This window comes from Nocardia sp. NPDC051463 (genome assembly GCF_040681975.1).
In the GTDB taxonomy this organism is placed as follows: Bacteria; Actinomycetota; Actinomycetes; order Mycobacteriales; family Mycobacteriaceae; genus Nocardia.
The window spans coordinates 27,741-39,779 of the sequence record NZ_JBFBAB010000030.1 but is presented as its reverse complement, the minus strand read 5'-3'; the positions used below and the strand labels follow the sequence as shown (position 1 = coordinate 39,779).

11 protein-coding genes are annotated in these 12,039 nt (G+C 67.0%); 5 read left to right on the top strand and 6 right to left on the bottom strand.

The genetic code is table 11. The features are described 5' to 3' along the window. Positions 1 to 703: 703 nt before the first annotated feature. From AB0M74_RS29205 to AB0M74_RS29180, 6 genes are all read right to left on the bottom strand, one after another. Positions 704 to 2,512, bottom strand: a complete 1,809-nt coding sequence (locus AB0M74_RS29205) for a penicillin-binding protein 2 (protein WP_366529502.1) — start codon at positions 2,510 to 2,512, stop codon at positions 704 to 706. Positions 2,513 to 2,592: 80 nt separating this feature from the next. Beyond that, positions 2,593 to 3,489, bottom strand: coding sequence for a hypothetical protein (locus AB0M74_RS29200; protein WP_366529501.1), 897 nt, complete (start codon positions 3,487 to 3,489; stop codon positions 2,593 to 2,595). Further along, a complete protein-coding gene (gene rsmH, locus AB0M74_RS29195) occupies positions 3,486 to 4,463 on the bottom strand; it encodes a 16S rRNA (cytosine(1402)-N(4))-methyltransferase RsmH (RefSeq protein WP_366529500.1) in 978 nt (325 codons plus the stop codon). The genes AB0M74_RS29200 and rsmH overlap by 4 nt, the downstream gene beginning before the upstream one ends. A 210-nt stretch (positions 4,464 to 4,673) precedes the next feature. Continuing rightward, the gene (mraZ, locus tag AB0M74_RS29190; protein WP_328411392.1) at positions 4,674 to 5,105 is read right to left on the bottom strand and encodes a division/cell wall cluster transcriptional repressor MraZ; all 432 of its coding nucleotides are present in this window, start codon (positions 5,103 to 5,105) and stop codon (positions 4,674 to 4,676) included. Positions 5,106 to 5,542: 437 nt separating this feature from the next. Then, a complete protein-coding gene (locus tag AB0M74_RS29185; protein ID WP_366529499.1) occupies positions 5,543 to 5,965 on the bottom strand; it encodes a DUF3040 domain-containing protein in 423 nt (140 codons plus the stop codon). Positions 5,966 to 6,158: 193 nt separating this feature from the next. Then, positions 6,159 to 6,599, bottom strand: a complete 441-nt coding sequence (locus AB0M74_RS29180) for an SAV_6107 family HEPN domain-containing protein (RefSeq protein WP_366529498.1) — start codon at positions 6,597 to 6,599, stop codon at positions 6,159 to 6,161. Between the two features lie 158 nt (positions 6,600 to 6,757). Between AB0M74_RS29180 and AB0M74_RS29175 the strand changes: the two genes are divergently transcribed. From AB0M74_RS29175 to AB0M74_RS29155, 5 genes are all read left to right on the top strand, one after another. Then, positions 6,758 to 7,369, top strand: a complete 612-nt coding sequence (locus AB0M74_RS29175) for a GNAT family N-acetyltransferase (RefSeq protein WP_366529497.1) — start codon at positions 6,758 to 6,760, stop codon at positions 7,367 to 7,369. A 37-nt stretch (positions 7,370 to 7,406) separates the two neighbouring features. Further along, complete coding sequence (locus AB0M74_RS29170) at positions 7,407 to 8,975, top strand: NAD(P)/FAD-dependent oxidoreductase (protein WP_366529496.1); 1,569 nt, start codon at positions 7,407 to 7,409, stop codon at positions 8,973 to 8,975. A 170-nt stretch (positions 8,976 to 9,145) separates the two neighbouring features. Further along, positions 9,146 to 9,919, top strand: a complete 774-nt coding sequence (locus tag AB0M74_RS29165) for a carotenoid biosynthesis protein (protein WP_366529543.1) — start codon at positions 9,146 to 9,148, stop codon at positions 9,917 to 9,919. 119 nt (positions 9,920 to 10,038) lie between these two features. Then, a complete protein-coding gene (locus tag AB0M74_RS29160; RefSeq protein WP_366529542.1) occupies positions 10,039 to 10,713 on the top strand; it encodes a DUF3153 domain-containing protein in 675 nt (224 codons plus the stop codon). An 18-nt stretch (positions 10,714 to 10,731) separates the two neighbouring features. Next, positions 10,732 to 11,904, top strand: a complete 1,173-nt coding sequence (locus AB0M74_RS29155) for a glycosyltransferase family A protein (RefSeq protein WP_366529495.1) — start codon at positions 10,732 to 10,734, stop codon at positions 11,902 to 11,904. The last annotated feature ends 135 nt before the right edge of the window (positions 11,905 to 12,039 follow it).

Sequence of the window (12,039 nt, the reverse complement as noted above, 5' to 3'; positions counted from 1 at the left end):
TCCCGCGACCAACACAACACCGAACGAAAGAGGAACAGGCCCGTCGAACACGGGTAGCACTCATCGTTCCAGCTCAAATCTCCGACTTACTCTCACCGAGAAAACATTCCAGTACGGATAATGCTACAAACAGGAAAAGAAAACTACAGCCTGCCGAATGGCTTCCGAAGTAACACGCGGCCGAGCGATCCGGTGGCAGGAACGACGAGGATCGCACCGAATACAGGGTGCATTCCCCAGGGTTGCAACAGCCCGTCATCCGCGAGGCTCGGTACACCACAGCAAACCGCGACTCGTTTGGTAACCCCCCTGCGCCAGCGGGTGCGCTCCTACCCCACAATAAATTCAGAGGTTCGCATTTACAGCGCCCATTCCGCCCGATCCGATCACCGATACAGCGACGATCGACATAGCGGCGACAATTCTTTTCACGGTACCCCGCCTGACTGCTCCCCATGTCCACAACCTGATAAGGAAACCACGTCAGTATTGGGATTCCGATCGGAATTCAACAACGCGGCCGCAGTGGTCGATAGGTCTGTAACCAACGCACAGGCGATGAACAGCGGGAACAGAGCACCTGTGTCCGCGCGATTGCGCCACCCTTTCATCCATTCTCCGAGGATTCGAAGGGGCGCGAACGCCTCCATGAACTGTCGGCCGACGCTCTCCCTCGGTCGTCGAGCCGTAGTGGACAGCCGGGTCACCCAGCCTGCAGCACGAATCGCTTCTGCGGATCCGGGGACGGCGGAATGCGGTCGCGCTGCAGTGCCCAGGAGGCGATGTTGTGAAACAGCGGGGCAACAGAGCCCCCGCCACTGCCGTCCGAACTACGAACGGGCGCGTCGAGCATGAGACCGACTACGTAGCGGGGGTTGTCGGCCGGCGCGATGCCCGCGAAGGTGATCCAGTAACTAGAGGTGGAGTAGCACTTGCAGCCGGGGTCGATCCTCTGGGCGGTGCCCGTCTTACCGGCGATCTGGTAGCCCTCGATGGCTGCCGGCGCGCCCGTCCCGGTCTGGTTGCCGTCCACACGGTCGCGCTGGACGACCGACTGGAACATGGTTCGCAGGGTCGCGGCGGTCTGCGGGCTCACCACGCGCACGCCATCCGGCTGGGGTTCCTCGGTGCGGGTGCCGTCCGGCGCGATCTCGGCCTTCACGATGCGCGGCGGGATGCGGACACCGTCGTTGGCGATGGCCTGATACATGCCGGTCATCTGCAGCGTCGTCATCGAAAGGCCCTGTCCGATGGGCAGGTTGGCGAAGGTGGAACCGGACCACTGGTCGCGCGCGGGCACGACACCGGGGCTCTCGCCGGGGAGCCCGACACCGGTGCGCTGCGCGAGCCCGAAACGTTTCAACATGTCGGCATACCGTTCCTCACCGACCCGCTGCGCCAGCATCAGCGTCCCCACATTCGAGGATCGCCCGAAGATTCCAGTGGTGGTGTAGGGCGCCACGCCGTGTACCCATGCATCGTTGACGACGACTCCACCCATGGAGATCGAGCCAGGAACCTGGTGCACCTCATCCGGGTTCGTCAGCCCGTATTCGATCGACGCGGCTGCGGTGACGATCTTGTTGACCGATCCCGGCTCGAACACGTCGGACACCGACGGGTTCTTGGTGGTGGCCGAATCCCAGCTCTGTGGGCCGAGTTCCGGATTGAAGGTGCTGTCGTTGGCCATGGCCATGACTTGACCGCTCCTGGCATCCAGCACCACCGCGGACGCGCTCTGTGCGCCGGACACTTCACGGGCCTGCTGGACCTGTTGCTGCACGTAGTACTGCAGATCCGAATCCAGGGTCAGTTCGACACCGTTGCCGTTCACCACGGGCTGCTTATCCCGCCAGCTACCAGGAATGACAGCGCCGTCGGAGCCGCGATCGTAGGTTTGCGAGCCGTCGGTACCGGCCAGCACCGAGTCCATCGAGGACTCGAGCCCGATGAGACCATGCCCGTCCCAGCCGGTGGAGCCGATCACGTTGGCCGCCAGCGAACCACCCGGATACTTCCGCAGCGGCTGAGCATCGGCACCCACCTCCCGGTACTGCAACCTGATCTCGGAGGCGATCCGCGCGTCGACGTCACGAGCCAGGTACACGAACTCCTCGTCGCTCTTCAACTTGTTCAGCAGTACCGTCTCCGATGGTGCCTGCTTGCCGAGCTTTTCGTGAATGGTCTTGGCGATGGCTTTGAGCCGTTCCTCCGGATCAGGAGCCTTGTCGCTCTTCGAGCGGGCCGCCTCGAGGTCTTTACGAACCTGAACCGGTTGGAAAGTCAGCGCTTTGGCAGGGGTGGTAAAGGCGAGCAACTTACCGTTGCGATCAGTGATCGGGCCGCGGGTGGCGTATTCGGGCTCGTGGGTGATGCGCTGACTGGCTGCTTGCGCGGACAGGCCGGGCGCGGAAATGCTCTGCACCCAGAGTAATTGGATAGCGACGACCGCCAGCGCAATCAGCATCACGATCCGGCCGACACCGAGGCGCAGCCGCAATGGCCGCTCCATGGTGGCCGCTGTGGCGGTCCGCGGTCTCGGAGCGCCGGACGGTTTAGGCCCGCGTCGCTGTGCCGCGGGCCTGGCCTGCGTCAACGGGAGCCGCCGTCGGAGGCGGTCTGATCCTGCGGCGCAGTGGCTGGTGGCTGGGCTCCGCCGGCCTGCGGCGCTTCCGGCTGTGGCTGCGCAGATTCGGGCTGCGGCAGGGGTGACTCCGGTTGGGACACATCGGCGGGCGCCACGGACACGGGCGGCGTGGCCTGCTGTGTCGTCGGCGGTGTCGCGACGCGCGCCGGGCCCGCGCCGGCAGGGCTGGGCGGCAGGCTGGTTGATGTCGGGCTCGGGCTGGAGGTACGTGCCTGGGCGCCATTGGCCTGCTCGGTATTCGGCTGCCCCGGCACAGTCGGCTGCCGGGGGGTCGAGACCGGCACCACCCGTTCACCCTGTGCCAGCACATGTCCCGGCTGCGAGGCCAGCGGCGCCGGCGGGGTATTCAACGGTGGCACCGGGGGCCCCTGCGCCGGAGTCGGTTTGCCGATCACCGTCACCGCACCGTCCGGGCCGACGACGATACGGGCCGGATCCTTGGCGGGGATCATGCCGAACTCACGAGCCCGTGCCGCCAGGGCGGGCGCCGAGTCGGCGGCCTCCACCTCACGCTGCAGTGCGGCCCGCTCTTCGGAGAGCTTCCTGTTGATCTGCCTGGCGTCACCGAGCTGATAGCTGCCCTCGGCCGCCCTCGTGGTCAACAACAACGTACCGGCGAGACCACAGCCCAGCAGCGCAATAATGGCCGCCACGAACGGAATTCGGGCCGCCATCTCGGAAACCCGCCGAGTCGGCAGGTCAGACGTGTCGTTGAGATGTTCGGCACGCAGTCGACGGCGAGTGTAAGCACGTTGCGCCGCACCGGATTTGACCCGCTCGGCAGCCTGAACCCGGCGGGCGACCCGACCCGGCGCCTCGACGGCCCGCGCCCGAACACTCATGAATTCCCCTCCTGGATTCTCTCCGCCGCACGCATCCGTACCGGCGCCGCGCGCGGGTTCTCCTCGATCTCCTGCTCGGTCGCCTTCTCGGCACCCCGGGTCAACAGCCTGAATTCTGGCCCCATACCGGGCAATTCGACCGGTAGGTCGATCGGGCTGCGCGATGTCGTGCGCGGCGTGAGCTCCTGCTTGACGACCTTGTCCTCGAGCGACTGATAGGACATCACCACGATCCGTCCGCCGACCCGCAGCGAATCCAGTGCCGCGGGCAGCGCGGCCCGCAGCGAATCGAGCTCGTGGTTGACCTCCACCCGCAACGCCTGGAAGGTCCGTTTGGCGGGATGCCCGCCGGTCCGCCTGGTCGCGGCCGGGATCGAGGCGTAGAGCACCTCGACGAGTTCGGCGCTCGTGGTGAACGGTTTCTGCTGACGCCGCCGCACCACCTCCGACGCTATCCGGCCCGCGAAACGTTCCTCCCCATAGGTTTTCAGCACCCGAGCCAGGTCGCCGTGGCTGTAGGTGTTGAGCACATCGGCGGCGGTGATGCCGGTGGTCGGATCCATTCGCATGTCCAGCGGAGCGTCGACGGAATAGGCGAAGCCACGATCGGCCTCGTCCAGCTGCATCGAGGAAACGCCGAGGTCCATCAGGATCGCGCTCACCGAGCCGGTGCTCGCGAGCCCGGCCTCTTGCAGCGCGTCGGCGATACCGTCATATCGCGTGTGCACCAAGGTGATTCGGTCCTCGAACGGACGTAGTCGCGCAGCGGCCAGCGCCAGCGCCGAGGTGTCACGATCGAGTCCGACCAGCCGGATCTGCGGATAGGTGCGCAGGAAGTGCTCGGCATGTCCGCCGAGTCCGAGAGTGGCGTCTACATAGACAGCGCCGGGCTCGCCCAGCGCAGGTCCGAGCAGTTCGTCAGCTCGCCTCAACAGAACCGGAACATGACGGGGACCGTGCTGTTCACGGTTCACCTCGACCTCCCGGGATTTGCCTCGCGTCGTCCTGCACTACTTGGAGCGCATGGGCGGAAAAGTCCGACCATCGCACGGGTCGCCTTGATAGACAGCTGCTTACGAAATACGAATGCCGCGTGGTCTCTGTCCGAAACACGGCACCTGGCGTCGGGGAAGTACGTCAGGGTCCACGTCCGGGCAGAGGCCGCGTGGCACTCGTTCGCTCGGTTAGAAGATTCCGCCCAGCGACTCGTCTCTCGCTTCCGCGTAGTCCTCCTCGTGCTCGGCGAGGTAGGAATCCCACGCCTGCTTATCCCATATCTCCAGGAAGTCGACCGATCCGATCACGACACATTCCTTGTCCAGGTTTGCGTAACGACGATGGTCGGCCGACAACACAATCCGGCCTTGGGCATCCGGCCGTTGCTCGTCGGTTCCGGCTGCCAGCGCGCGGACGAATGCGCGAGCCTGCGGGTTGCTCCGAGACGCCGCCGCGGCTCGACGTGCGAGCGCGGTGAACTCTTCCTTGGGATACACGGCAAGGCTGTGGTCCTGACCCTTCGTGACCATCAACCCTCCCGCCAGATCGTCTCGAAACTTTGCAGGCAACGTGAGTCGCCCCTTGTCGTCCAGCCGAGGTGTGTACGTACCGAGAAACAACTCGATACCTCCCGGATCAACCCCACCTGGGTGGGGAGCACGATCACCTCGGATGTACGACTTTCCTGTAGTGCGCGCTCCACATTACCCCACTTTCCCCCACTTTCAATCGAAACGCGGGGTGATCTGGCTCCCCGCCTCAGCGATTGCGCAGGTCACCCCAGCTATCACCGCGGCGGAGAACTTTTCGGGTGCTCGCCGACACGTGCCGCCCAGCTGAATGGCCGCCCGACAACAACCAGCAAACGCCCTGGTATCAGGCTATTCAGAGGATGATCGGGGCGTGGTGGGGGATCTTCGTGGGGTGATGTGGGGGATCGGACAAAACCGGACCGAAGATCATCTGACCGTTCGGCGTTTCGCACACAAGACGGCGACGCCGCACCGAGTCGGTGCGGCGTCGCCGTCTGTGTTGTGAGATGTCGGCTAAGCCCGAGCTACTCCTGCTCGAACCGTCGCCGGAATCGATCCTCCATGCGCTCGGAGAAACCGCCGGACTTGCGCTGGCGCCCACGTCCGCTCGATCCGCCGCTCGCGCCACCGGATTGGGCTTCGCCCGACCGGTCGCCCTTGGCAATGCCCTTCGAACTGCCGAGCAGTAGCAGCACGCCTGCGGCGAACATGACAATGAATCCGATCAGGCTGATGATCGGGAAGTCGCCGAGCTTTACCGGAGCGGCAATGCCCGCGACGAGTAGAAACAGACCAAGGACGAACAAAGCTGCGGCCTGGAGTCTGCGACGACTCGAGGTCGAGCGAAGACGTCCGCCGCGGACGGACGAGGCGAACTTCGGATCCTCAGCATAGAGAGCGCTCTCGATCTGTTCGAGCATGCGCTGCTCGTGCTCGGAGAGTGGCACGGTACCTCCCCCGGCACTAGGACTTGGCTGTCGCCTCCGGGTAGGCGACAGACAGCCGACCTTGGCGGCTATCTGTCACCAATGATACGAGTTCGATCAATGCCGTACCACCTAATGGGCCCAGCCAGCCGAGTCTGTCGCCAAATTGCGGCGCGCGCAGGGCCACACACGGCAGCCGGCGACGCGCCGACGACTATGCGGTCATGCCGTTGTTCCAGCCCGGCGCCGGACGCAAACGAGCCCTCGCGCCGATGAGATCTTCCACGTCGTGCAGGAATGCGCCTACCCGCGAATAGAACTCGTCGGCCTGCTGGTCGTCGACATCACGATCGAGTCCCGCCTCCAGCGCGGCGCGCGTCTCCGAGCGGGCACTGAAGTAGTCCGCCCACATCACGAATTCGGGGGCCGCGCGTGGCAGCAGTACCCAGGCGCTGCGTGACCGCGCCCGCGGCGCCGCGTCAGCACCCGTGAACGCGAGCACCGCGCCCGCGCCACGCAATGCCGCGAGGTACGCGGTCCGGAATCGCTCCCGCGGATCCTCCTCGCCCGCCGCCTGCATCAGTAGGCCGTCGGCCTTCTTCAGCAGTTTTCCCGCCCGACCGGGTTGTCCCGCATGTTCGATCCGACCAGACATCAGCCGTCCCTCCACCATCGCCCACCTGGCCCATCGTGAGCACGGGAGCCGACTTCCCAGCACCGCGCAGATCGAACAGGTATTCGAACGTTTGAATTAGGATTGAATATAGAGACACCCACCGACAAACTTCCGCGCCAACGCGGCCGACGAGAGCCATGACTGCCGTCAAGCCCAACCACACCCCCGCACCCGTCGTCGTCGACCTCTCGGTCACGGCACTGCGTTCCCGGCTCCACGATGCGCTGGCCGTGTATGTCGCAGCGATGGATTACCCGCGCGGCACCGAGCAGCACCGCGCGCCGATGTGGACCGAGCACACCACCCGTTCCGGCTGGCAGGCGGTCGCCGCCGTCGTACCCGACGACTCCGGGCACATCGACCTACGCTCGTCGCCGATCGTCGCGATCGCCTACGGCTACCGTGGCGCCGCACACCAGTGGTGGCACCAGCAGGTGCACAGCGGCATGCGACGCTCGGGCTGGCCGGAACACTCTGCGCGCGAACTACTCTCGGACTATTTCGAGCTCACCGAGCTACACGTGCACCCGACCGCGCAGGGCCGCGGCATCGGCGCGACCCTGCTCGCCCGGCTATTGCAGGATCGGCCCGAACGGGCGGTCCTGCTGTCCACCCCAGAGGTCGAGCAGGAGAGCAACCGGGCGTGGCGGCTGTATCGCAGGCAGGGGTTCACCGACGTGGTCAGGAACTTCGTCTTCGCGGGCGACACCAGGCCCTTCGCCATCCTCGGACGACGGCTGCCGCTGTGAGAATGCGCGGCGAGCGGGGAGTATCGGTGAGGGTCACGTGACGGTTGTGGTGGTCGGGTCGGGACACAACGCGCTCGTCGCGGCCTGTTACCTGGCCCGCGCCGGCCACCGGGTCGAGGTACTCGAGCGCGACGAGGTGCTCGGTGGCGCGGTGTCGACCGTCGAGCGCTTTCCTGGCCATCTGGTCGACCGCGGGTCCTCCGCGCACATCATGGTGCGCCACACCGGGATCATCGAGGAACTCGAACTTGCCGGATTCGGGCTGCGGTACATCGATTGCGACCCGTGGGGGTTCACACCGTCAGGTCCGGACGGCGGCGCACCGATTGTGTTCCATCGCGATCTCGATCGAACCTGCGCCTCGATCGCGACGGCCTGCGGTGCGCGCGACGCGGCCGCCTATCGACATTTCGTGGAGGTCTGGGGGCCCCGCAGCGCACGGGTCATGCGCGCGTTCGGTGGCTCCCCCACACCGGGCCGGTTACTGCGCTCGTTCTGGGGGCTCGACGCACGCGCGGGCGGCAGTGCGCTATCGCGGGAGTTTCTCCAGACCGGGGATGCCCTGCTGGACAGTTACTTCGACGACGAACGGCTGAAAGCATCGCTGGCCTGGTTCGGCGCGCAGTCGGGTCCGCCCATGTCGGAGCCTGGCACCGCGCCCATGGTCGGCTTCGCCGCGCTGATGCACACCGTGCCGCCCGGACGCGCCGTCGGCGGTAGTGGTGCGCTGTCCGCCGCGCTCGTCGCGCGCTTGCGGGCCGACGGCGGCGCGGTGTCTGCGGGCGATGCGGTCACCGCACTGGAACGCACCGGCGGCGGCTGGCGCGTGCGCACCGCATCCGGTCGAAACCTGCACGCGGACACCGTGATCGCGGGCACCCATGTGCTGACCACCCTGGACCTGCTGCGCGAGGGCGGCTACGACCCCGCCGTGCTCGACGACTGGCAGCGCCGCATCCGGGTCGGGCCCGGCATCGGGATGGTGGTGCGGCTGGCGACCCGATCGCTGCCGGCCTATCCCGGCAGCTCGACCGAAGAGTCCGCGCACGGCCTGCAATTGCTCGTGTCCGATCGGCGACAGCTGCGGCGGGCGCACGGCGCCGCGCTGGCCGGCGACCTGCCACCTCGCCCCGTCGTGCTCGCGATGAGCTTCAGCGCCCTCGACCCGACCATTGCCGCCCCCGGGGAACACCAGCTTTCGCTGTGGGCCCAATGGCACCCTTACCACCTTGCCGACGGCACCGACTGGGCCCAGCACGCCGATCACGAGGCCGACCGTATCGTCGCCGAAGTCGATTCCTACGCACCGGGTTTCGCCGACTCGGTGCTGCGACGCCATGTGCAGACACCGGTCGACCTCGAGCGCGAGATGGGCCTGCGCGGCGGCAATGTGATGCACGTCGAAATGTCGCTGGATCACATGATGCTGTGGCGACCACTGCCCGAACTCTCGGGGCAACGGGTGCCGGACGCTCCGGGGCTGTACCTGACCGGCGCATCGACCCATCCCGGCGGCGGTGTTTCCGGCGCGAGCGGGCGCAGCGCCGCGCAGCTCGTCCTGCGCGACCAGCGCCGGAAGCGATTCCGGCTACTACGTAGACGATGACCGACCCCACCCGGCCGAATGCGGCGCGTCGACCAGTGGCCGGTCCGGATGGCCCGAGCCGAGTGGGGCGTTATGCCGCGACGCTGCTTCAGCGACTCGCGACGACGGGATCTGCTGCCGCGAGCGCTGTTCCACCGCGGCCGCGAGACCTGATTCCCGCACTCTCGGCGATGCTGTTGGTCCTCGCGCAGATCGCCTATCCGCTGACCTCGGGGGTCGCCCGCGATCAGGTGACCGTCGTGGTGGTGTTGCTGTCGGCGGCCACCGCACTGGTCCACGCCGGGACGACTCGGGGACCGAGATATGCCGCCGGATTTCTGGTCATCGTGTCCGGGTCAGGGTTGGTTGCCGAGATCGTCGGCACTGCAACGGGTTTCCCGTTCGGCTGTTATGAGTACACCGACGGCAGGCTCGGCCCTGCCGTGGCCGGGGTGCCGCTGGTGGTGGCACTGGCGTGGACCGGCGGGCTGTATCCGGTCTGGGTGGTGACCGGTCTCTTGGCCCGCCGGGTCATCGGCCGGATCGGGTTGACGGCGGTGGGTGCGGTGGGGTGGGACCTGTTTCTGGATCCGCAGATGGTGGCCGATGGGCAGTGGAGCTGGTGCGATGTCGATTCAGGGCTGCCGGGGCTCGCCGGGATTCCGTACACCAACTATTCGGGCTGGTTCGCGGTGGCACTGCTGATGGCCCTGGCGCTGACCGGGTGGGAACGCACCGCGCGCGACGTGCGGCCGTCGTGGTCGACCATCGCGGTTCCGGTCGTTGTTTTCCTGTGGACCTGGCTCGGATCCGCACTCGCGCACGCGGTGTTCTTGGGTCTGCCCGCCTCGGCCTGTTACGGCGGGCTCGGGCTCGGGATTCTCGGAGTACCGCTGGTAGTGCGGCTGCGTCGGTCCCGAGGGCGACACAACCGGGACGGTTCCGCCCGTCGCGTGGCCATCTGAACCGATGGCCTGGCACGATGTGACCCGTGCAGCCGAGTCCTCTCACCACGCCGCCAGATGCTCCGCTTCTACCGTCGCCGCGCTCGCCCCGCTCAGGGGCTCGGGTCGCGGCGGCAGTCCTGCTCGCGGCCTTGCTGGTGCCCGTGCTCGCCAGCTGCCTGCGTGTGCAGGTGTCGATGGGCGTGTCGTCCAATGACCGGGTGTCGGGACGGATCGTCGCCGCGGTCGTCCCGGTCGACCCCAACGACAAGGGCCCGCAGCTGAAGGCGCCGGACTCACTGGCGGCGAAGGTACGGGTGGAGCCCTACAACCAGGACGGGTATGTAGGCAGCAAGGTGTTCTTCGAGGATCTGTCCTTCGGCGAGGTCTCCCAACTCGGCGGTTTGTCCGAACAGACACAGGGCATGTTCAACCTGCAGTTCCAGCGCACCGGCGACCTGGTCAGCCTCACCGGCAGGGTCGATCTGAAATCCGTTCCACCGCACGGCTCGGACGTGCAGTTCACGGTGGCGTTCCCGTCCCGCGTCGCCAAGACCAACGGCAGCCGCGAAGACGATTCCACCGTGTCGTGGAAATTGCCGGCCGGTGACGTGTCCGTACTGCGCGCCGAGGTCAGCTACGCCGACCCGAACACTCGCTCCTTCGCAGGATGGGCGGGCATCGTCGGCGGCATCACCCTTGCCGTCGCCGCGATCGTCGCCGCGCTGGCCTTCATGAACCGCAACCCCGCGGCGCCCGGCGCGCCCGAGGGCTTCTCGTTCGGCAGCTTGTGGCAGCCGCGACAGCGCCGCTGAGCCAGTGACGCCGAGCTCGTGAGCCATCGACCCGCCGGTACCGAACACCATCCTGCGGCACTGGTGCTGACCAGTATCGGCACCGGGATCGCACTGCTCAGCAGCGCGATCGCGCTCGCCAACCGAGCAACGGTAGGTCGACTGCCCGATGTCGCCGCGCCCGCAGGCGCGGCGGTCACCGTCTGCATTCCCGCTCGTAACGAGGCCACGCGACTCCCCGCGCTGATCGGCGATCTACGGGCACAGACCGGAGTCCCCCGAATGCGGGTGCTGATCCTCGATGACGCCTCCACCGATGACACCGGTGCTGCGGCCGTCGGTGCAATAGCAGGCGACGAGCGATTCACGGTACTGCGCAACGAGATCGAACCCTGCCCCGGCTGGACGGGCAAGGCTGCGACCTGCGCGCGGCTGGCCGAGCATGTCGACGCACCGACGCTGATATTTCTCGATGCCGATGTCCGGCTGGCACCACAGGCGATCGCCGCGGCGGCGGCCGAACTGCACCGCCGGGGTGTCGCACTGCTGTCACCGTGGCCGTGGCAGCGAACCGGATCGGCGGCGGAAGCTGTGGTGCAACCGCTGCTGTGCTGGTCATGGGCGTCCACGCTGCCGATCTCGATGGCCAACCGCAGCAGCAGACCCTCGACAGCGGTGGCCTGCGGGCAATTCCTGGTCTTCGACACCGCCGCCTACCGAGCAATCGGTGGCCACGGCGCAGTGGCGGCCAGTCCCACTGAGGACCTGGACATCGCTCGAGTCCTACGCCGCAACGGTTTCCGCACCGCACTCGTCGCGGCGGGACAGCTGGCCCAGACCAGAATGTACTGCGGTGCCACCGAACTCGAAGCGGGCTATACCCGTTGGCTGTGGTCGGCCTACGGTGGCTCCGCAGGTGCCGGTGCGTCCGTCGGAGCCATTGCCGCGCTGGCCTATTGGGTTCCACCGCTGGCCGCTGTCGCCGGTAGCGGGATGACCCGTCGCGCCGGCCTGCTCGGCTACTCGGCCGCGGTGGCAGGCCGGCTACTGTCTTGTTGCCTCGAGGCGGGCGGCCCCATCAAGGCCACGGATGTCTTCGCGGCACTTGCACATCCACTGTCCATCGGCGCATACCTCGGCCTGTGGGCGCGATCCCGCAGCGCGCATCGACGCGGCGAGCTCCGCTGGAAAGACCGCCCCCTCCCGCCCTGACCGGTCTGCCCATGTCCTCCACAGTGCCATTGCTCCTGCCCTGTCCCCGCTTCCGGTGCCGCGACCGGACACCACTACACCGGTTGTTCGGTGCGACACGGGGTGTACGGATCGACACCGGGGGCGGCTGCCGTC